This is a genomic window from Pseudoalteromonas distincta, assembly GCF_000814675.1.
Classification (GTDB): Bacteria; Pseudomonadota; Gammaproteobacteria; order Enterobacterales; family Alteromonadaceae; genus Pseudoalteromonas; species Pseudoalteromonas distincta.
Genome location: NZ_JWIG01000015.1, coordinates 68,708 through 89,287, shown reverse-complemented (window position 1 = coordinate 89,287; position 20,580 = coordinate 68,708). Strand labels below are relative to the sequence as shown.

19 protein-coding genes are annotated in these 20,580 nt (G+C 39.5%); 9 read left to right on the top strand and 10 right to left on the bottom strand.

Going from position 1 to position 20,580, the window contains the following annotated elements:
• Positions 1–3 precede the first annotated feature (3 nt).
• The 3 genes from QT16_RS09955 to QT16_RS09945 all read left to right on the top strand — a co-directional run bounded on the left by QT16_RS09955 (position 4) and on the right by QT16_RS09945 (position 3,687).
• Complete coding sequence (locus QT16_RS09955; RefSeq protein WP_039488284.1) at positions 4–981, top strand: carbohydrate kinase family protein; 978 nt, start codon at positions 4–6, stop codon at positions 979–981.
• The gene (locus QT16_RS09950) at positions 978–2,177 is read left to right on the top strand and encodes an AGE family epimerase/isomerase (protein WP_002957734.1); all 1,200 of its coding nucleotides are present in this window, start codon (positions 978–980) and stop codon (positions 2,175–2,177) included. The genes QT16_RS09955 and QT16_RS09950 overlap by 4 nt, the downstream gene beginning before the upstream one ends.
• Positions 2,178–2,409: 232 nt before the next feature.
• Positions 2,410–3,687 (top strand): purine-cytosine permease family protein, encoded by a 1,278-nt coding sequence (locus QT16_RS09945; RefSeq protein ID WP_082007359.1) that lies wholly within the window; start codon positions 2,410–2,412, stop codon positions 3,685–3,687.
• Positions 3,688–3,711: 24 nt separating this feature from the next.
• Here the strand turns inward: QT16_RS09945 and QT16_RS09940 are convergent, their stop codons facing one another.
• Complete coding sequence (locus QT16_RS09940) at positions 3,712–4,242, bottom strand: Lrp/AsnC family transcriptional regulator (protein WP_002957736.1); 531 nt, start codon at positions 4,240–4,242, stop codon at positions 3,712–3,714.
• A gap of 195 nt (positions 4,243–4,437) precedes the next feature.
• Here QT16_RS09940 and QT16_RS09935 point away from each other — a divergent pair, with 195 nt between their 5' ends.
• From QT16_RS09935 to QT16_RS09925, 3 genes are all read left to right on the top strand, one after another.
• A complete protein-coding gene (locus QT16_RS09935) occupies positions 4,438–6,579 on the top strand; it encodes a TonB-dependent receptor (RefSeq protein WP_039488283.1) in 2,142 nt (713 codons plus the stop codon).
• A 75-nt stretch (positions 6,580–6,654) separates the two neighbouring features.
• Positions 6,655–7,761, top strand: a complete 1,107-nt coding sequence (locus tag QT16_RS09930) for an S-methyl thiohydantoin desulfurase family protein (protein ID WP_039488282.1) — start codon at positions 6,655–6,657, stop codon at positions 7,759–7,761.
• Between the two features lie 181 nt (positions 7,762–7,942).
• A complete protein-coding gene (locus tag QT16_RS09925; protein ID WP_039488281.1) occupies positions 7,943–9,046 on the top strand; it encodes a GGDEF domain-containing protein in 1,104 nt (367 codons plus the stop codon).
• A 2-nt stretch (positions 9,047–9,048) separates the two neighbouring features.
• Here the strand turns inward: QT16_RS09925 and QT16_RS09920 are convergent, their stop codons facing one another.
• Positions 9,049–10,233: a BaiN/RdsA family NAD(P)/FAD-dependent oxidoreductase gene (locus tag QT16_RS09920; RefSeq protein ID WP_039488280.1), complete on the bottom strand. Its 1,185-nt coding sequence runs from the start codon at positions 10,231–10,233 to the stop codon at positions 9,049–9,051.
• A 328-nt stretch (positions 10,234–10,561) separates the two neighbouring features.
• Between QT16_RS09920 and QT16_RS09915 the strand changes: the two genes are divergently transcribed.
• Positions 10,562–12,688: a S8 family peptidase gene (locus QT16_RS09915; RefSeq protein ID WP_002957741.1), complete on the top strand. Its 2,127-nt coding sequence runs from the start codon at positions 10,562–10,564 to the stop codon at positions 12,686–12,688.
• Positions 12,689–12,792: 104 nt separating this feature from the next.
• On the opposite strand, the gene QT16_RS09910 is transcribed toward QT16_RS09915, so the two are convergent.
• From QT16_RS09910 to rplU, 7 genes are all read right to left on the bottom strand, one after another.
• A complete protein-coding gene (locus QT16_RS09910) occupies positions 12,793–13,266 on the bottom strand; it encodes a peroxiredoxin (protein WP_024594812.1) in 474 nt (157 codons plus the stop codon).
• A gap of 130 nt (positions 13,267–13,396) precedes the next feature.
• Positions 13,397–14,281, bottom strand: coding sequence for a UTP--glucose-1-phosphate uridylyltransferase GalU (galU, locus tag QT16_RS09905; protein ID WP_024594811.1), 885 nt, complete (start codon positions 14,279–14,281; stop codon positions 13,397–13,399).
• Between the two features lie 284 nt (positions 14,282–14,565).
• A complete protein-coding gene (locus QT16_RS09900) occupies positions 14,566–14,943 on the bottom strand; it encodes a DUF3718 domain-containing protein (protein WP_002957744.1) in 378 nt (125 codons plus the stop codon).
• Between the two features lie 78 nt (positions 14,944–15,021).
• On the bottom strand, positions 15,022–15,513 hold the full coding sequence (gene folA / locus QT16_RS09895) for a type 3 dihydrofolate reductase (protein WP_002957745.1): 492 nt from the start codon (positions 15,511–15,513) through the stop codon (positions 15,022–15,024).
• A gap of 73 nt (positions 15,514–15,586) precedes the next feature.
• Positions 15,587–16,744 (bottom strand): Obg family GTPase CgtA, encoded by a 1,158-nt coding sequence (gene cgtA / locus QT16_RS09890; protein ID WP_002957746.1) that lies wholly within the window; start codon positions 16,742–16,744, stop codon positions 15,587–15,589.
• Positions 16,745–16,882: 138 nt separating this feature from the next.
• Positions 16,883–17,140 (bottom strand): 50S ribosomal protein L27, encoded by a 258-nt coding sequence (gene rpmA, locus QT16_RS09885; protein WP_002957747.1) that lies wholly within the window; start codon positions 17,138–17,140, stop codon positions 16,883–16,885.
• 16 nt (positions 17,141–17,156) lie between these two features.
• Positions 17,157–17,468, bottom strand: a complete 312-nt coding sequence (gene rplU, locus QT16_RS09880) for a 50S ribosomal protein L21 (protein ID WP_002957748.1) — start codon at positions 17,466–17,468, stop codon at positions 17,157–17,159.
• Between the two features lie 422 nt (positions 17,469–17,890).
• Between rplU and ispB the strand changes: the two genes are divergently transcribed.
• On the top strand, positions 17,891–18,862 hold the full coding sequence (gene ispB / locus QT16_RS09875; protein WP_024596483.1) for an octaprenyl diphosphate synthase: 972 nt from the start codon (positions 17,891–17,893) through the stop codon (positions 18,860–18,862).
• 85 nt (positions 18,863–18,947) lie between these two features.
• On the opposite strand, the gene mdh is transcribed toward ispB, so the two are convergent.
• Positions 18,948–19,880, bottom strand: a complete 933-nt coding sequence (mdh, locus tag QT16_RS09870; RefSeq protein ID WP_002957751.1) for a malate dehydrogenase — start codon at positions 19,878–19,880, stop codon at positions 18,948–18,950.
• 225 nt (positions 19,881–20,105) lie between these two features.
• On the opposite strand from mdh, the gene argR reads away from it, so the two are divergent.
• Entirely contained in the window at positions 20,106–20,573 is a 468-nt protein-coding gene (gene argR / locus QT16_RS09865; RefSeq protein ID WP_002957753.1) for a transcriptional regulator ArgR, read from the top strand.
• The last annotated feature ends 7 nt before the right edge of the window (positions 20,574–20,580 follow it).

The following is a 20,580-nucleotide window of genomic DNA, read 5'->3' as shown; positions in this document are numbered from 1 at the left end:
ATCATGAAACACACAATATGCTTTGGTGAAGTACTGGTTGATTTACTTTCAAATAAATTGAGCCAAAACAGCAACGAACACGAAGCGTTTACAAAGTTTGCAGGCGGTGCGCCTGCAAACGTAAGCGTTGCCATTGCAAAGCTAGGCGGTAATGCCTACTTTGCAGGAATGCTAAGCACTGATAGCTTTGGCGACTTTTTACATAATGCATTAAAAGAGCAAGGTGTAAAAACCGACTTTATGCGTTTTACCAACCAAGCAAAAACAGCTCTCGCGTTTGTATCACTCGATAACGATGGCGATCGCACGTTTGAGTTTTACCGTGATAACACCGCCGATTTGCACTTTAGTAACGATGACTTTAGTCGCGAATGGTTTGAGCAATGCGATATTTTTCATATTTGTTCAAACACATTAACCGACAAAAACATCAGAAACACCACCGCTTACGGTGTTAAATTTGCAAAACAAAATAACTCAATTGTGAGCTTTGATATTAACTTGCGCCTCAATTTATGGCCAAGCGATGCCAACCCTCGCGAGCATATTTTACCGTTATTAAAAGACTGCTCAATTATTAAAGCCTCAAAAGAAGAGCTTGAATACTTAGCGGGTGAGCAATCGAGCGATGAGTTTATTGCCCAAACACTTAATAACGGTTGTGAGCTATTTGTAGTTACCGATGCAGGCAACCCTATGCATTGGTATACAAAAAATGCCAAGCAAACGCTTCACCCTAAAAAGGTTACTATGGTTGATGCCACCGCTGCAGGAGATGCGTTTGTAGGTGGACTGCTATATCAACTAGGCTTACAAAACCTGACACCCAGCTCTTTTAGCGAGCTTTGCAACACGCCTGAAATACTAACAACTATTTTTGAATTTGCTTCGTTATGTGGTGCCCATGCCGCATCTTACAAAGGGGCATTTAACTCCCTACCTAACCAAAAGTCTCTACACGATTTTAGGAGCGAACTATGAAAAGCACACCTGATAACTTTAAAAGCCGTGAATTTTTAACGCAGCACATTAGCGACACACTAGCGTTTTATGAGCCAAATATTGACGATGAACACGGTGGTTTTTACCAAAACTTTTCTGATAACGGTGAGGTGTTTGATAAACACACGCGCCACTTAGTAAGCTCTACTCGCTTTGTATTTAACTATGCGCGTGCGTACCAAACCTTTAATGACGAAAAGTACCTAAACCGTGTTAAATCGGGGATTGAGTTTATTCGTAAGCATCACCTTGTTGAGCAAACAGGTGGCTACAACTGGTTATTAAAAGTTGAAAACGGCCAAGCCACCGTGCTTGATAACACCAATCATTGCTATGGCTTTGCATTTGTTATTTTAGCGTACAGCTGGGCATATCGCGCAGGTGTTATAGAGGCGCGCGAATACCTAAACGATACATTTCAAACAATGGAAACACATTTTTGGGATGCAAAAGCCGGTTTATATAAAGATCAGCATAACAGCGACTTCACAAAATGTGATTCATACCGCGGCCAAAATGCCAACATGCATACTTGTGAAGCACTTATTGCCGCCTATGAAGCCACAAAAGACGAAATATTTTTAAACCGTGCGCTCACACTTGCCGACAACATGGTTAACCGCCAAGCTAATTTAATGGGCGGATTAATCTGGGAGCATTACGATATAAATTGGCAGGTCGATTTAGAGTACAACAAAGACGATCCTAAAAATTTATTTCGTCCGTGGGGCTTTCAACCTGGCCATCAAACAGAGTGGTCAAAACTGCTTATGTTTTTAAATAAGCATAAGCCACAAAAATGGCTTATTGAACGCGCTCAAGCCTTATTTGATAACTCAATAAATGTAGCATGGGATAAAAAACACGGCGGTATTTGCTACGGCTTTGCTCCTGATAAAACTATTTGCGATGACGATAAGTACTTTTGGGTGCAAGCCGAAACTCTGTGTTGTGCAGCGTATCTTTATCAAGCAACAGGGGATGAAAAATATCAGCAATGGTATGACAAAATTTGGCAGTATTCGTGGCAGCATTTAGTTGATCATAAATACGGAGCCTGGTTTAGAATTTTAACCGCTGACAATAAAAAAATAGACACGATGAAAAGCCCAATAGGTAAAACTGATTACCATACAATGGGCGCCTGTTTTGATGTGATCGAGCTATTAAAGTAACTATGTAGTCATAACTTTTACAGTGTTGTGTAGACCTTTTAACCGCCAGTTTGGCGGTTTTTTTTGCGCTGGATTTAATTCACCTCAAAAAGGGCTATCAACTTAACAAAATAATATTTTTTTACAGCCATTTTTTTAAACCTAATCTTTTGAATACCACACCAATAATAGAAAATTTTGCACGCCAGCAGCGTATAGTAATATTAAAGATATAAAAATAAGAGAACAGGTAATGCCCAACGAGAAAGATCCCCACGCCATATGTACAAGCGAACAAGTTGCTTGGCCACGTATTGCCGCAATTGCTGCAATGCTAAGCTTTTCATTACCCACATTTATAACCGGCTTAGAAATTCATCAAAGTTCAAGTGTGAGTAATACACTTTGGGCGTTAGTCATTGGATCTATCATTTTAACCGTAATTGGCGGTGCCATGGGCACAATAGGTGTAAAAAGCCGCTTAAGCTCTTATCTGTTAGTGAAAATAGCCTTTGGTAATGCAGGTGCTGGCATTGTAAATATAGCTTTTGCTTTGTCATTAATTGGCTGGTTTGGAGTAAATATTGACTTGTTTTCGAATGCAGTAGTACGTCTACTGAGCGCTGAATTTAATATTATTATGCCTGAGTGGCCAATTGATATAGCTGCTGGCTGCGCCATGCTCATAACCACATTATACGGATTTAAAGCTATTAATGTACTGGCCTCTATTATGATCCCCATTTTAGCTGTTGTGACCGCAATGATGCTATTTGGCGCATTAGATAACATGCCATTTATTGATTTTATTAATTTAGAAAAGTCGGCAGACTTATCACTTGAAGATGGTGTAGCCGCTATTGTTGGTGGCGTTATTATTGGCGCAATTATCTTGCCCGATATAACCCGTTTTTCTAAACAAAAACGTGGCGGCATATACACCTCTTTTATTGCTTATATGATTATTGAACTGCTCGTTATTTTTGTAGCTGTATTTGCAGCAGCCGCCATGCAAGAAACCGAAATACTCAGTTTAATGCTTGCGCTCAACCTAGGATTTTCGGCTTTTTTTATTGTGATTGCAGGAAGTTGGATTTTAAATTCACTAAACTTATACAGTACCGCACTCAGTGTAGAAGCAACTTTTCCGCATTGGCATAAAAAGTGGGTTATTGTTTTATTAGGGCTAGTAGGAATTGGCGCCGCATTTATAAATATTTTAGATATGTTTATTAGCTTTTTAGCATTTTTGTCAGATATTTTTGTGCCCGTTGCAGGCGTTATTATTGTTGATGCATTATTTATAAAGCCTGATGCGTACAACGCCAGTACGCTTACCAATAACGCGCGCTTTTCTATACCTGCATTTACAGCTTGGTTTGTAGGTGCGGCATTTGCTGTGTGTAATGGGGCAATATTTAACGTGTCATTGAGTGGCATTACCGTTATTGATGCTATTATTTTAACCGCAATTATTTATACTTTTTTTGTAAAGGTAATTAAACCAAAACCAGTTAATAAGCACTTATAACTAATCAAGGCGCTAATCAAGGCGCTAATCAGCGCCTTGTTCGTCTTCTTCTATTTTCATTTCGTCTCGCCATCTTAGCTTTTCAAGCGGGTAGCCTAAAAAGAACTTGGCTCGCTCAAGCACGATACGTGTGGTTAATTTTTTAATCGTATAATTACTACTGCCCGTTAACTTATCGCACATTGCGTTAAGCGCCTGAATATCTGCAAAACAACAAAACGAAATGTAATCAATATCACCACTTAACTGCATGCAATCCATTATTTCAGGGATATCGTGTATTTCAGCTAAAAATTTACGCCTAGCAGCTAAATTATTGTCCTCAAGAGTAAATTCCATATAAGCAAACACATGCTCACATATTTGTTCAAGATTAATATCGGCATGAAATGTACGAAAATACCCAGCTTCTTTTAATGCTTTAACGCGTTGAAAACAAGCGCTGGGAGAAAGGTTTACTCGCTCTGCTAACTCTACATTAGTGAGATCGGCAGTAAGATGCACTATTGCTAATATTTTTTGGTTATATCTGTCTATTTTTATCGTTTTTTTCATAACTGGTTTCACATTGAAAAATAATTAATTTTGTAAACCTATTGTCAAAATGTACATAAAACTTAGCGCCTGTTAGGTATTTTCACAATATGTTTGTGCTCATTTGAGGTTTTACAAAATATTATTTTGTCTGAAAAAGCGACAATGTTTGTACGTTAAAAACATTACCTTAGTCGTGACATTAGGACATATAACATGAGCAGATACAATAGAACAAAATTCCATAAAACGCTTTTAGCATCGGCGGTGAGTTTATCGTGCTTGTCACACGTTAATGCACAAGAACAAAATAATACAGCCAACACTATCGAAAAAATTTCTGTTATCTCTCGAGGACGTGTTGAGTCAATTCAAAACGTGCCTGACTCTGTTACCGCCTTTAGCGCCGATACGATTGAAAAATCTCGTATTACCAGCTTTCGTGATGTTGCTAATTTAACGCCTAATCTATCGCAACTTGATAACTTTAGACCCGGCCTTGCGCGCATAACTATTCGAGGGTTAATTACACCGCAAGTAGGCGATCCGCCACTGGCGTTTGTTGTTGATGGTGTAACCGCCCCCGATTTAGAGTTTATTAACCAAGACTTAGTAGATATTGAGCGCATTGAAGTTATGCGTGGCGCGCAAGGCGCACTGTACGGTAGAGGCGCTATTGGTGGCGCGGTTATTGTTACGACAAAAAAACCTATTGAAGACTTTGAAGGTAGAGTTAAAGGATCAATTGGTAACGGCAATACCTATAACCTAAATGCGGTTGTATCAGGGTCGTTAAATGATGAAAACACGGCTTATTTTAGAGCCGGTGGTTATATAAAAGATACCGATGGCCTTATTAAAAATACTTACACGGGTGATAAAGCCGATCCATTAAAAGAACAATCTGTATTTTCGCAATTAGAATTTGAATTGACTGAAGACACATCAATAAACCTTAAAGGTAAATACACGTCAAGCGAAGCAGGTTTTGCTTACTATCAAAGCGTAAACGATGACACCATTGAAGACTTCTCTATTAATACCTCACAAAATATTATTAACGAAGATGAGCGTGATGTATATGAGCTAAGCGCTAAGCTGACGCAACATTACGATTTAGGTAAATTTGAATTTGTTACCGCTTACAGCAATTCTGAAAATGAACATTTTTACGATGGCGACTACTCAGCTGATGCAACCTTTATTGACGAAGACGGTTTTTTTAGAGCACCGTTTGGTACTGAGGGATTATACGACATTGAATCGTTAACTGTTGAGTCTCGCTTTATATCTCAGTCAGATCAGGAGTTTAGATGGTCTGTGTCGGCATTTTATCAACAGCGCGACCGAGACACTGCGGTACTTTTTTATGATGACTTTACGGATGCACAAATACTCACCCGTAAAGACTTTGCAAACGATGAACCTTACTTATCTATTATCGATAATAACAGCAGTGATGCGTGGGCTTTTGCGGGGCAATTTAACTACGATATTACCTCGCAGTTAGAGCTAACCGGCGCACTACGTTACGATCACGATACTCGCGAGTCGTTTGACCCAACTAATAAAACAGATACTTACGCTAAAAAGTCGTTTAGCCAACTACAGCCAAAAGTAACTTTAGGATACCAAGTTACGGATGACTTTTTACTTTATACAGGTTATTCGCACGGATTTAGAAGTGGCGGCTTTAATGAGCCTGCAGAAGGAATTAGCCGTACCTTTAACCAAGAAGTGTCTGATAGCTACGAAATGGGTTTTAAAACGTCTTTGTTTGATAGCAAATTAACCCTTAATGGAGCTGCGTTTATTATTGACCAAGACGATGCTCAATTTACGCAATTTAATGTAGATACATACACCCTCGAAAATCTATCAATTGATGAAGTGCAAACCAAAGGCTTAGAGCTAGAAGCGGCCTATGCAGCCACCAGCAATTTAAGCATAAACCTAAGCGCCGGTATTATTGATTCAGAAATAAAAAGCTTTGCACTGCGCCCTGAGCTTACTGGCAGACCACAGTTTTGGGTCCCTGAATACAACTACAGCATATCGGCCAATCATAATACGCAATTAAACGGCCAGTGGTCACTGTTTTCCCGCGCGGAGGTATTAATAGAAGGGCCTAAAACCTTCAGCATTGATATTCCAGATGTAGAGTCATCACGCTACACCTACCTCAATGCCGGGGTTGGCATTAAATCTGAGCAATGGACAGTGCAAGTTTACGTAGACAACCTTACTGATGAGCGTGCCATTGAAGATATATTTTTATATGGCGATGGGATTACTGAACTTGCGCGCCAACCTAATAAACCACGTAGTTACGGCGTAGAGCTAAGCTACGACTTTTAATTTCAACTCTCAAATAGCTGCTTTAAACAATCTTAAGGCAGCTTCTTTTTTTAGATAACCAATAGCGATACACACATGCAAATTCTTAATCGTGAACAACTAATTGATATTTTATACGGCTGCGCCATTTTAGGTACCGGTGGTGGCGGTGAGCTAAGTGAAGGCATAAATTACATTGACGAAGCCCTTGCACTAGGTAAAACGTTTAAACTTATTAGCGCAGATGAAGTACCCGCAGGCGAACTTGTATGCACACCTTATATTTTAGGGGCAATCTCGCCACTAACAGATACGGAAGAGCGCGCTTACGCTAATCTCCCACGTACAGGTAAGCATTCTATTTTAGCGGCCTACGATCGCGCCCTTGAGTACATGGGTAAAGAATCTATTTACGGAACGATTTGTTGCGAACTAGGTGGCGCTAACACTGCGGTATCGTTTTATTTAGCGGCTATGTTTGACGGCTATATTATTGATGCCGACCCTGCTGGACGAGCTGTTCCTGAAATTACCCACTCAACCTATTATTTAAATAATTTACCCGCAGCACCAATTATTACCGCAAACGAATTTGGCGAATGCTTTATTTGTGAAAACGTTATGGATGACTTACGCGCTGAAACCGTAGTGCGTGCCCTTGCCAAAATAAGCCGTAACGACATCGCGGCCATTGATCATATTCTTCCTATTGAACAGATGAAAGATGCGGTTATTCACGGCACGATAAGTAAAGCATTAAAGCTTGGAAGAGCCATGCGTGAAGCCAACAACTCAAATGAAAACACTATTAATGTAATTGCCGAGCAAGGTAATGGATTTGTCGCGTTTGAAGGAATTGTTAGTGAGTTTGAATTTAAAACACTTGAAGGCTTTACCATAGGTGAAGTTATGCTTGCTGGTACTGGCGAGTTTTCTGGTAACAGTTATAAAATTACGGTTAAAAACGAAAATATGGCTGCGTTTTTAAATAAAGAAGTACACGTTACCATCCCTGATTTAATTTGTTGCCTAAACACACAAGCGGGTACGCCAATCACCAACCCAAATTATGAAATAGGTATGCCTGTATCCGTTATTATTTTGCCAGCACCTGTTGAGTTTACAACACCAAAAGGACTTTCTATATTTGGCCCTAATTACGCAGGTGTTAAGAGTGATTATCGCCCTGCTATAAATAGTTAACTATTCAGCTCTAACCTGAATTATTATAAAGCTTAGCGTGGTTAGCGTTTAACCCGTTAAGCTTTTATATAAATAACTCACTTCCAACCTGCAATACTCTTTTAATCAAAGTTAAAAAGCTATAATAAAAATCTTATATAGGTAATAATCTTTAAATTAATGGACTCAAGGATTATTTGGTATGCTAGGTTTTTGGTATAAGGAGTTTCCGCAATACCCTAAAGATCATAAAGACTTTTGGCGTACTCGTTTAATAGCCCACTCTTTACTAATAACTACGAGTTATTTTTTAGTTTTAACACTCCTCAACCTTTTCTACTTTGAAAGCTATGACATTGCTTTAATTGATGCCTTAGGGTTGACTATATCACTAGGTATCTATACTTGGTTTAATAAAACAGCCAACGTAAATGCAGCAGCATGGGCCGTTGCCCTTATGGTTGTTAGCTTAATAATGATGTTTGTGATTTCTGTAGGCGGACATGCGCATTCTTTATTTTGGGCAACGTTGATCCCGCCTTTTAGCTTTTTTTTAGTTGGAAGAAACTGGGGAAGCCTATTTAGTACAGTCGCTTTTGCTATTTGTGCGTATCTTGTGTATTTACAACAACAGCAAACTGTAACAATTGGCTTAGGCTCTTTATTTAATTTTATAGAAGTAAGCCTTGCTCATATTTTAATTTTTAGATTTTACGAAAAAACACGGTTTTCGGCATACACTAGATTATCTATCCGTAACTTAGAAATTCAACACTTAGCAGAAACCGATAAGTTAACGGGGCTTTATAACAGGCAAAAATTTGATTTTGAATTATCACAGTTAATTGCTAAAAATGACGTTTTTAAAACCCCACATTGCTTACTTATTTGCGATATAGACCACTTCAAAAATATAAACGATACCTACGGGCATTTGGTTGGTGATAACGTGCTAACTGAATTTGCAAAAATATTAAAAAGCCGTATGGGAAATGACGCACTTATTGCGCGATGGGGCGGAGAAGAATTCACTATTATTTTATCCAACACCTCTTTAAATGATAGCGCTAAAAAAGCCGATGACCTGAGAAAGTATATTGCCGAAAACACAGTTACAAATGTAGCATTTACTATAAGTATTGGATTAGCAACGATACAAAAAGACGATACAGTGCTAAAACTACTGGAGCGGGCTGATACAGCGCTATATAAGGCTAAAAATAATGGACGCAATAAAGTATGTGTTAGCGATAACGATTCAACCGTTATCACTCAATCAACTTACTTAAATGAGTTTATAGCCTAAACTTAAGCGTACTGCCCACAAGCAAATCCACAGCTCCACGCATATTGGAAGTTGTAGCCCCCAAGCCAGCCCGTTACATCGGTTACTTCACCTATAAAATATAAGCCTTTAGCTTTTTTAGCTTCAAAGGTTTTTGAGCTCAACTCGTCGGTATCTACACCGCCCAATGTTACTTCTGCTGTTCTATAACCTTCTGTGCCATTGGGTTTAATTTGCCACGCATGAATGTAATTTACTAACTCATCTATTTGAGCATGGGTAAGCTGATTAATATTACAATCTGGTATCGCTTTGCTTTCATGCAGTATTTCTATAAAGCGTTTAGGTAAAATAGTCGAAAGGCTGTTTTTTAAGGACTTTTGGGCTTGCGTTTCTCGCCAATCAGCAAGTTGCTGCCTTAAATCAATTTCAGGTAATAGGTTTATAGTTACAGCCTGCCCTGCTCGCCAAAATGAGCTTATTTGCAATATTGCAGGGCCCGATAACCCTCGGTGAGTAAAGAGGATGTTTTCTTTAAATACGGTGCCGTCTTCGCTTGAAACTTCACAAGGGATGCTAATTCCCGAGAGCCCTTCAAAACGCTCTTTATCATGTTGATGCAAAGTAAACGGCACAAGTGCAGCCATAGTTGGTAACACGCTTAAGCCAAACTGCTCTGCAATTTTATAACCTATTGGTGTAGCCCCTAGTTTTGGCATAGTTAAGCCACCTGATGCTATAACTAACGACTCACAGCTTAAGGTTTCTTGCTCTGTGGTAACGCTATAGCCGGTTTCGGTTTTTGATACGCTGATCACTTCACTGCGTAGTTTTATATTTACCCCGGCCCACTCACATTCGGTCAGTAAAATATCAACAATGTCTTGTGCATTGTTATCGCAAAAAAGCTGACCTAGTGTTTTATGGTGATACGCCAAGCCATGTCTGTCTACCAGCTCAATAAAGTCATGCTGTGTATAGCGACTTAAACATGATTTAACAAAATGAGCATTTGCGCATAAGTAGTTATCAGGGGTTGCGTTTTCATTTGTAAAATTACAACGCCCACCACCACTTATTAAAATTTTACGACCTGGTTTTTTGCCCATATCAAGTACTGTAACGCTTCGGCCACGGTATCCAGCTTGCGCTGCACACATTAATCCTGCTGCTCCCGCACCTATTACAATTACATCTACTTGACTCATTATTTTACCCTACTAAAAAATTTTTTCGATTATAGCAAAGTTTGATAGCTAACAACGTAGCATTTAAATTATTAGCAATAACACAACAAAAACGCATCAGTAATAAGTCGGAAATAATTACCCGCACAACAAACCAACCCTTTATACTTATTTTTAATTTATATGACAAATACTAAACAACGAGTAAACCGCTAAAAACCTGAGTTATAACTAAATGAAAGAGGTACATAATAAATTGATATTTTAACCTAGTTAACAGATCGTTTACTTTTGTTCCCGCATCGTGATCTTACATCACGAAATAATAAATAAAAATCTAGGGATAATTATGACAACAAGTAAAACTTTTAAAAGATGCGCAATTGCAATTACAGTTAGTACGCTTTTTGCTGCAACATCTGGCATGGCTCAATCAGTTTCAAGTTCAATGGCTGAAACATCGGCTAAACTACAAAGCCAAGGCGGTTTCGAAACTCAGTTCATTATTAAATATAAAAATAATAACGAAATGGCGAGCCTCTCAACTGCAGACGCAAGCCCAGCTAGCATGAAAAAGCGCGCACAAAGCTTTGTTAAAAACTTCGCTTCTAAAAAAGGCAAAGTAAAAGCAAAATACGTTCGTGCAATGGCACTTAATAATCATCACGTAATGCGTGCTGATAAAAAATTAAGTGCGGCTGAGGCCCAAGAGTTTATGCAAGAAATGGTTGATTCTGGCAATGTGGAATACATTGAAGTGGATCAAATGTTAAAGCCGTTTTCAACTCCTAACGATCCACGGTTTGATGACCAATGGCACTACTACGAGCAAGCCGGTGGTTTAAACTTGCCGACCGCATGGGATACCGCAACGGGTAGCGGTGTAGTTGTAGCTGTACTAGATACGGGCTACCGCCCTCATGCTGATTTAAACGCTAATATTTTACCGGGTTACGATATGATCTCTAACCTTTCGGTAGCTAATGACGGTGGTGGTCGCGATAGCGATGCACGCGATCCTGGTGATGCAGTTGCTGCGAATGAATGTGGCACTAACGGTGCACAAAACTCTAGCTGGCATGGCACGCACGTAGCCGGCACAGTTGCTGCGGTAACCAATAACGGTGAAGGTGTTGCAGGCGTAGCTTATAACGCAAAAGTAGTGCCTGTTCGTGTACTCGGTAAGTGTGGTGGTTTAACCTCAGATATTGCAGATGGTATTATTTGGGCATCTGGTGGAAGTGTTTCAGGTATTCCTGCTAACTCAAACCCTGCTGATGTAATTAATATGAGTTTAGGTGGCAGCGGTTCATGTAGCTCTACAACTCAAAATGCAATTAACACAGCACGTAGTAACGGCACTGTGGTAGTTATTGCTGCAGGTAACGATAACGATAACTCAGCAAACTACAACCCAGGTAACTGTAACGGTGTAGTAAATGTAGCCTCAGTGGGCCGTAATGGCGGCAGAGCTTATTACTCAAACTACGGTAGCAATATTGATGTTGCAGCACCAGGCGGCGCACAAAGCTTTGCAAACGACTCTGAAGGCGTTCTATCAACATACAATTCAGGTTCGTCTACACCTTCAAGCGACAGCTATGGCTTTTCACAAGGTACATCAATGGCTGCGCCCCACGTAGCAGGTGTTGCGGCACTTATTAAGCAAGCAAAGCCAGATGCAACGCCTGACGAAATAGAAAGTATTTTAAAATCAACTACCCGTTCGTTCCCTGCAACATGTACTAGCTGTGGTACGGGTATTGTTGATGCAGCCGCAGCTGTTGCAGCAGCAAGTGGCGGCACTACTCCACCTACAGGTGGCGATAGCGAGCTTATTAATGGTGAAGCTAAAACAGGTTTAAGTGGCGCTGCAAATGCACAAGCATTTTACACGATGACAGTACCAAGCGGTGCAACTAACGTAACATTCACTATGAGTGGTGGTACTGGCGATGCTGATTTATACGTACGTGCAGGCAGTAAACCTACAACTACTACCTATGATTGTCGTCCATATAAAGGCGGCAATAGCGAAGAGTGTTCTATTGATAACCCTACTGCGGGAACTTACCACGTAATGCTTAACGGCTACTCTGCGTATTCAGCTGTTAGCTTGGTAGGTAATATTACTGGTGGTTCATCATCGGGTGGCGGTTCAGGTACTCCACAAGCAGGCGGCGGCACTATAAGCGATGTGTCAGCCAATACTGGGCAGTGGAAACATTATACGTTAGATGTACCAGCTGGAATGAGTACGTTTACAGTAACAACATCGGGTGGCAGTGGCGATGCTGATTTATTTGTCAAATACGGTAGCCAACCAACAGCAAGCTCATACGATTGCCGCCCTTATAAAAATGGCAATGCAGAAACATGTACATTTACTAATCCACAAGCAGGTACTTGGCACTTAAGCGTTAACGCTTATAGCACTTTCTCTGGTTTAACGCTTAGCGGGCAATACCAACCGTAATTTAAAGTTTGAGCCTTAAATAAAAAACCGATGTTGTTGCCGACATCGGTTTTTCAATAATAACTAGCAGATTAGTTAAAGCTAAAATCTACACTTTATTACTGTTACAGCTTCTCTAGTACTGATTCTGCGCGGCTTACAACAAACTCTTTGTCTTGTTCTACAAATAAACCTGTTACTAGCGCATTTTCAATAATCATAGCGTAACGCGTTGAACGTATACCACCAAAACTAGCAGTATCTTTATCAAGCCCTAACGATTTAGTGAAACTTCCATCGCCATCCCCAAGCATTGTAATTTCTTGCGCGTTTTGTGAGTCACCCCATGCTTTCATAACAAATGCATCATTAACAGATACACAGTAAATAGCATCAACACCTTTTGCTTTAATTTTATCAGCAAGGGTAATAAACTCAGGTAAATGGGCATTTGAACACGTTGGAGTAAACGCACCAGGTACTGCAAATAACACGACTTTTTTACCTTCAAACAATTCTTTATTTGTAAGAGATTGCATACCGTCGTCAGTTAATTGCGTTAACGTCACTGCTGGTAATTCTTGGCCTTGCTCAATCATGGTAATTCCTTGAAAAGATTAATACAGAATAAGTAACAATCGTACTACGTAGCCTACTACTATGTATAAAAAGTACGGCTAACTTAGTAGCTCAAAACAGCCTACCATAGAACGAAGAATACGCGCTGTATTAAGGTAAATTCAAATCATTTATAAAACTTGAAAAATCATTACCTAGCTTTTCATCTCGCAGACTGTACTCAACAATTGCTTTTAAGTAGCCTAACTTATCTCCACAATCGTGAGAGCGACCACTCATATGAAATGCTTCAACGGTTTCTTGTGCCATTAATGCGTCAATAGAATCTGTAAGTTGTATTTCACCGCCAGCACCTACAGACGTTTTTGCAAGTAGAGGCCAAATATTCTTACTCAGTACATATCGCCCTACAACAGCTAGATTAGAAGGCGCTAAATCTGCATCAGGTTTTTCAACCATTGCTTTAATTGCAGCACTTTTACCTGGCATTAACTCAACACCGTTTATATCAGCAATACCATATTTACTAACGTCTTCTTTAGCTACCGGCTCAAGCATTATTTGGCTTGCTTGAGTTTCTTTAAAGCGTTTAATCATGGCCGCTAAGTTTTCAGTTTCTTGATCCGCAGTATAGGCATCAAGTATCACATCAGGCAGGAGCACAACAAAGTTGTTATCACCAACTATTGGTTTAGCGCATAAAATAGCATGTCCAAGCCCTTTAGCTTCACCTTGGCGTACACTCATAATAGTTACATCATTTGGACAAATAGAGCGAATTTCATCTAATAAAGCTCGTTTAACACGTTTTTCAAGAGTCGCTTCTAGTTCATAACTTGTATCAAAGTGGTTTTCGATTGCATTTTTAGAGCTATGCGTAACTAACACAATATCTTTAATACCAGCGGACACACATTCGCTGACAATATATTGAATTAGAGGCTTATCGACTATTGGGAGCATTTCTTTTGGGATAGCTTTTGTCATAGGGAGCATTCTCGTCCCTAAGCCAGCTACTGGAATTACAGCTTTCATATCTGTCCTTAGTGATTAAGTTTGTAAATAAACTAGCAGATACAAAATAGATACCAGCTGAATAAAGTTACCTCTTTTGAAGAAGTAAATTTGAAGCTGCTTTTAAAGTGAAGACTCTACACTTTAGGAATATAAAATAGATAGGTAAATAGTGAACTTATTAATGATTTTGTTGTGGGGTGAGATTACATTAGCTAAATGAAAAAAGCCTGGGTTTGCTATAAATAACAAACCCAGACCAATAAATTTCTAACTAAAGGTAGCGTTACAAAACCTTTTTATAATTAAAGACCTGCACGATCTTTAATTACTGCAATAAGCGGTGAGCTGGCAAAATTACCTTCAGCCCAAGCAATATCAGCACCATCTGTTAACGCACTTTTTGATAAGTTTTTAACTATATACTCACCAGTATCTACTGCATTACTAGCAACAGCATGACGTAATAAGTTATTACCATTACATTGTACTGCATCATAAATATTACGAATTTTTACACGAGAGCTTTTAAGCTTGCTGCGTAATCGGTTTTTATCGTCTGCCGCAATATATTCACAAATAGATACTGCTAATTGATCTTCAGCATTTACAGGTGCTGTATACGAAAACGAACTAACAGCTACAACGGCAGTAAGTGCAACTAGCTTTGGTAATTTAAACATGACAAACCCTTTATAATACTTTGTTCTTATATAGACTATCGAATATTATATCAATCTATCAAAATTTACGCAATAATGTTAACGTTCTTTATATAAAGTTACGAATTTATAACTAGATAAATTCTTGTCATCCGGATGGTTTTCTTGCTCTTCTTTCACGTACCAATTAGCAACTTTATTGTAATCTGGAAACTGTGTATCGCCTTTTACATCTAAATCAATAAAAGTTAGATACAGGCGTTCTGCTTTTGGTAAAAATTGCTCATAGATATTACCACCACCAATAATCATTACTTCTTCAGCAGTAGTAACGAGTTCTAATGCGGCATCTGGCGTAGTTACTACTTCAATACCCTGTGCAGTATATTCGCTGTTTCGAGTAATAATAATATTACGGCGCCCAGGTAATGGACGGCCTATAGACTCAAAAGTTTTACGACCCATGATCACAGGCTTACCCGTAGTGACCTTTTTAAAATGCTGAAGATCTGCAGGTAAATGCCATGGCATTTTATTATCTAGACCAATTACACGGTTATTTGCCATTGCTGCAATCATTGAAATTATCATAATAAACACCTAGTACTTTATTCTTAAACAAAGAAAAAGGAGCATAAGCTCCTTTTTAGTAAATTCTATTTAATTAACGCTCGTAGACAACTTCTACGTCGTAATCATCTTCATCCCAGTCATCCCAATCATCATCATTGCCCTTACCTTTAGTGGCTTTTTCATGATAGGTATCCCACTTAAACTCAACTTCTTCATCTTCCACTTGTACAAACTTCTCTTTAGGCATGCTATCAAGTAGTGTCATTATGTTGTGGATTAATGGTTGAGTGTTAAGTTTATTAATTGCTGAAATGTGATAGATATTTTCAGTTTCGCCCAGCTCTTCTGCAATCGATTCGCATAACGCTTTTGCTTCATCCTCTGGTAATAAATCTATTTTATTAAATACTAACCAGCGTGGCTTCTCAGCTAATTTAGGGCTGTATTGGTGCAGCTCGTTAATAATCGAAAACGCATTATCAACAGGGTTTGAACCATCTACCGGCATTACATCAATGATGTGTAATAACACACGACAACGCTCTAAATGTTTCAAAAAGCGAATGCCTAGGCCTGCGCCATCAGATGCACCTTCAATTAGACCCGGAATATCGGCTATAACAAATGATTTATTTGCTTCAGGACGTACCACACCTAAATTAGGAATAAGCGTCGTGAATGGGTAATCAGCTACTTTTGGTCTTGCTGCAGATACACTGCGGATAAACGTAGATTTACCGGCATTTGGCAATCCAAGTAAGCCAACATCAGCTAATAATAGTAACTCTAATTTTAAGTTACGGACTTCACCTGGTGTGCCTAATGTTTTTTGACGAGGTGCTCGGTTAGTACTTGATTTAAAACGCGCATTCCCCAAGCCGTGGAAACCACCTTTTGCAACCAAAATTCGTTGACCATGTTGCGTTAAATCGCCAAGTCCCTCTTGGGTATCAACATCCATGATGCGCGTGCCCACAGGCACCATAACAAATAAGTCATCAGCTTTTCGGCCTGTACAGTTACGGCTACGACCGTTAGTACCACGTTCAGCTCTATGGAAGCGCTCAAACTGATAATCAATTAAGGTATTTAAGTTTTCATCAGCTTGTAGATAAACACTACCACCGTCTCCACCGTCACCGCCGTCTGGTCCACCATCTGGAACATATTTTTCACGACGGAAAGACACGATGCCGCTGCCACCGTCTCCAGCTTCTGCGCGAATTTCTACTTCATCTACAAACTTCATGATTACTCACTTTAGGGATTGGCTTGTTTAATAACTCTATTATATACCCAAGCCAGCACAAATGCAGGCTTGGGTATATATTGGCTGACTACAAAACAAAAAACCCCGCAAAGGCGGGGTTTTTAACTACCTTACTGATTACTCAGTTACGATAGTTACGTATTTACGGTTTAAAGGACCTTTTTGTTCAAACTGAACTTTACCATCTGCTTTTGCGAAGATAGTGTGGTCTTTACCGATACCTACGTTAGTACCAGGGTGGAAACGAGTTCCACGCTGACGAACAATGATGCTACCCGCTAGAACTGATTCGCCACCAAAACGCTTAACACCTAGGCGTTTGCTTTCTGAATCGCGACCGTTACGAGTACTACCAGCTGCTTTTTTATGTGCCATTTCTAAGTACCTCTAATTAAGCGCTAATGCTAGTGATTTTAACTTCAGTGAACCATTGACGATGGCCCATTTGCTTACGAGAATGCTTACGGCGTCTAAATTTAACAACCTTAATCTTCTCACCGCGACCATGTGAAACAACCTCAGCTGTTATCTTGCCACCGTTTACGAACGGTACACCGATCTCGATTTTCTCACCATCAGCAACTAAAAGTACTGAATCAAATTCTACTGCCGCACCAGTTTCAACGTCTAATTTTTCAAGACGAATCGTTTGACCTTCAGTCACACGATGCTGTTTACCACCACTTTGGAAAACCGCGTACATAATTAACTCCGTCTGTGCACCCTCAAATCGGCGCAACTAAAATATTCTTCGATAGGGCGCGAAGTTTACGCTAACGCGAAATAACTAGCAAGCCTATTTTGTAATTAAAATGAATAAAAAGTAGCTGCTTTGAGAGCAATTCAATATTTACCCCATTTTATATTAATTGGCCCTTTTGCCAAGCGCTTTTTAACTCTTAGCCGAAATAAATTAATGTACTCAAATATGCCCCTCACAGCTCAATATCTAAGCACACCATAAACTGTATATTGATTATCAATTAATCAGTTATCTTGGCTAATTCAGTCTAAATTAAGTACTTTAATAGTGTTTTTTCAATCAATCGTCACAAAATATCGAGCTAGTGCATTTTTTGTTGTACAATCTGCGCCGTTCACACATAAAAATTGGCTCGGAGATCAATGGATATAAAAGCTATCCAGGCGTTAATCGAAAGCGATATGAATGACGTCAATCAACTTATACATGCGCAAATGCGCTCAGATGTGGCGTTAGTTAATCAGCTTGGTTTATATATAGTTAGCAGTGGCGGCAAACGCGTTCGTCCAATGCTGGCTATTTTAGCAGCCAAAGCGCTCGGTTATCAGGGTAAAGATCACATAACACTTGCAACAATTGTTGAGTTTATCCATACAGCAACGCTATTGCATGATGATGTTGTAGATGAATCAAACTTACGACGTGGCACGCCTACAGCAAATGCTGAATTTGGTAATGCTGCTAGCGTATTGGTTGGTGACTTTATTTACACTCGCTCATTTCAGCTTATGGTTGGCCTTGGGAAAATGCAGATTATGCAAGTACTTGCCGATGCAACAAACATTATTGCTGAAGGTGAAGTATTGCAGCTAATGAACTGCAATGACCCAGATACGACTGAAGCCAGCTATATGCAGGTTATTTACTCTAAAACAGCTAAATTATTTGAAGCAGCTACAGGCCTTGCTGCCATTATCACAGAGCAAGACCAAGCGACACTTGATGCACTGAACCTATACGGTATGCATTTAGGTACTGCGTTTCAACTAGTAGATGACGTACTCGATTACAATGCAGATGCTGAGCAGCTAGGTAAAAACATTGGCGATGATTTAGCTGAAGGCAAACCAACCCTTCCGCTTATTTATGCTATGCAACATGGTAGCGAGCAACAAACCCAGCTCATTCGTGATGCAATAGAGCACAGTAATGGTATGGAGCATTTAGAAGAAATTTTAACTGCACTAAAACAAACTAATGCGCTTGAGTTTACAATGCAAAAAGCAGAGCTTGAGGCCGAAAAAGCCATTGCCTGTTTAGACTTTTTAGCTGAGTCTGACTATAAGCAAGCACTTATAAGCCTTGCCCGTATTGCGGTTGACCGCGACCACTAGTTTTAACTAGTTACACAGTGTGACATTAATTCTGAGCAATAAAAAAGCCTGCAAATGCAGGCTTTTTTGTTGCTTAAACCGGCTATTACGCCATGAAATCAACACCTTCTTTGATGTCTTTTTTCAGAGTTTCAAGCATGTCATTTTTTGCTTTTGTTTCAAATGCGCTTAGTTCGCCGTAAGAAAGAATTTCTTCTACGCCGTTTTTACCTAAACGTACTGGGTGTGCAAAGTACTCTGCATCGCCATTTTCAACAGCAACGTAAGCGTAATCTACAACTTCTTCACCTTGTAGGCCTTTAACTAAAGACATACAAAAACGAGCTGCAGCAGCACCCATAGATAGCGTAGCTGAACCACCGCCTGCTTTAGCATTTACAACTTCAGTACCCGCATTTTGGATACGTGGAGTAAGTGCAGCAACTTCTTCATCAGTGAAAGAAACACCTTCAACTTGAGAAAGTAGAGGCAGAATAGTTGTGCCTGAGTGACCACCAATTACTGGTACTTTTACAGTTGCTACGTCTACGCCTTTAAGTTCAGCAACAAATGCTTCTGAACGAATAACGTCAAGCGTAGTAATACCGAATACGCGTTTAGCGTCGTAAGTACCTGCTTTTTTGAATACTTCAGCAACGATTGGAACTGTGCCGTTTACTGGGTTAGTAATAATACCTACTAACGCTTTAGGACAGCTGGCAACAATGCCTTCTGCTAAAGTTTTGATGATGCCAGCATTTACATTGAATAAATCAGCACGATCCATACCTGGTTTACGTGGCATACCCGCTGGGATAAGAACGATGTCAGAACCTTCAAGCGCTTTATTTAAATCGTCTGCGCCAAAGCCTGCAACTTTAACATCTGTTGGGATGTGAGAAAGGTCAACCGCAACACCTGGTACTACTGGTGCAACATCATAAAGTGATAATTCAGAGCCAGCTGGTAAGCCTGTTTTTAATAATAAAGACAACGCTTGGCCGATACCGCCTGCAGCACCTAATACAGCAACTTTCATTGGAATTCTCCGTAATTTGAGGTAGGAAACATTTGTGGCTCTTAAGATAATGAAATTAGCGACTAAAAACAAATTTATCCTGTCTATTTCAAGTATATTTTCGACCATAGTCGTAAACTTATGTGATTTAACGCATCAAACTGGCAAGTTAACTAAACAACTGCTGCATAATTATTCATTTTTGTGTAGAATTTGCGGCATAAATAACAAAAACGAATAAAGACTATGCAACCACAAGATAAACAAGAAGCACTGGTAAAAGCATTTAAATCACTATTAAAAGAAGAAAATTTTGGCTCTCAAGGCGAAATAGTTGATGCGTTAAAAGATCAAGGTTTTGACAATATAAGCCAAAGTAAAGTATCACGCATGTTAAGTAAATTTGGCGCTGTACGCACACGTAATGCCAAACAAGAAATGGTTTACTGCTTACCTGCTGAAATGGGTGTACCTACGGCTAAAAGCCCATTACGCCAATTAGTAATCGACATTATGCACAACGAAATGATGATCATCATTCGTACCAGCCCAGGTGCTGCTCAGCTTATTGCACGTTTATTAGATTCATTAGGTAAAGCAGATGGCGTACTAGGAACTATTGCCGGCGATGACACTATTTTTATCGCTCCTGCTAAAATATCTGAAATAGATGTAACACTTGAACGCGTTCGCATTTTATTTGATACGGTTTAATAGCAAA

Excerpts from the sequence above, each read along its gene's own strand:
- QT16_RS09955 (WP_039488284.1), top strand. The coding sequence starts at position 4 with ATGAAACACACAATATGCTTTGGTGAAGTACTGGTTGATTTACTTTCA.
- QT16_RS09950 (WP_002957734.1), top strand. The coding sequence starts at position 978 with ATGAAAAGCACACCTGATAACTTTAAAAGCCGTGAATTTTTAACGCAG.
- QT16_RS09945 (WP_082007359.1), top strand. The coding sequence starts at position 2,410 with ATGCCCAACGAGAAAGATCCCCACGCCATATGTACAAGCGAACAAGTT.
- QT16_RS09940 (WP_002957736.1), bottom strand. The coding sequence starts at position 4,242 with ATGAAAAAAACGATAAAAATAGACAGATATAACCAAAAAATATTAGCA.
- QT16_RS09935 (WP_039488283.1), top strand. The coding sequence starts at position 4,438 with ATGAGCAGATACAATAGAACAAAATTCCATAAAACGCTTTTAGCATCG.
- QT16_RS09930 (WP_039488282.1), top strand. The coding sequence starts at position 6,655 with ATGCAAATTCTTAATCGTGAACAACTAATTGATATTTTATACGGCTGC.
- QT16_RS09925 (WP_039488281.1), top strand. The coding sequence starts at position 7,943 with ATGCTAGGTTTTTGGTATAAGGAGTTTCCGCAATACCCTAAAGATCAT.
- QT16_RS09920 (WP_039488280.1), bottom strand. The coding sequence starts at position 10,233 with ATGAGTCAAGTAGATGTAATTGTAATAGGTGCGGGAGCAGCAGGATTA.
- QT16_RS09915 (WP_002957741.1), top strand. The coding sequence starts at position 10,562 with ATGACAACAAGTAAAACTTTTAAAAGATGCGCAATTGCAATTACAGTT.
- QT16_RS09910 (WP_024594812.1), bottom strand. The coding sequence starts at position 13,266 with ATGATTGAGCAAGGCCAAGAATTACCAGCAGTGACGTTAACGCAATTA.
- galU (WP_024594811.1), bottom strand. The coding sequence starts at position 14,281 with ATGAAAGCTGTAATTCCAGTAGCTGGCTTAGGGACGAGAATGCTCCCT.
- QT16_RS09900 (WP_002957744.1), bottom strand. The coding sequence starts at position 14,943 with ATGTTTAAATTACCAAAGCTAGTTGCACTTACTGCCGTTGTAGCTGTT.
- folA (WP_002957745.1), bottom strand. The coding sequence starts at position 15,513 with ATGATAATTTCAATGATTGCAGCAATGGCAAATAACCGTGTAATTGGT.
- cgtA (WP_002957746.1), bottom strand. The coding sequence starts at position 16,744 with ATGAAGTTTGTAGATGAAGTAGAAATTCGCGCAGAAGCTGGAGACGGT.
- rpmA (WP_002957747.1), bottom strand. The coding sequence starts at position 17,140 with ATGGCACATAAAAAAGCAGCTGGTAGTACTCGTAACGGTCGCGATTCA.
- rplU (WP_002957748.1), bottom strand. The coding sequence starts at position 17,468 with ATGTACGCGGTTTTCCAAAGTGGTGGTAAACAGCATCGTGTGACTGAA.
- ispB (WP_024596483.1), top strand. The coding sequence starts at position 17,891 with ATGGATATAAAAGCTATCCAGGCGTTAATCGAAAGCGATATGAATGAC.
- mdh (WP_002957751.1), bottom strand. The coding sequence starts at position 19,880 with ATGAAAGTTGCTGTATTAGGTGCTGCAGGCGGTATCGGCCAAGCGTTG.
- argR (WP_002957753.1), top strand. The coding sequence starts at position 20,106 with ATGCAACCACAAGATAAACAAGAAGCACTGGTAAAAGCATTTAAATCA.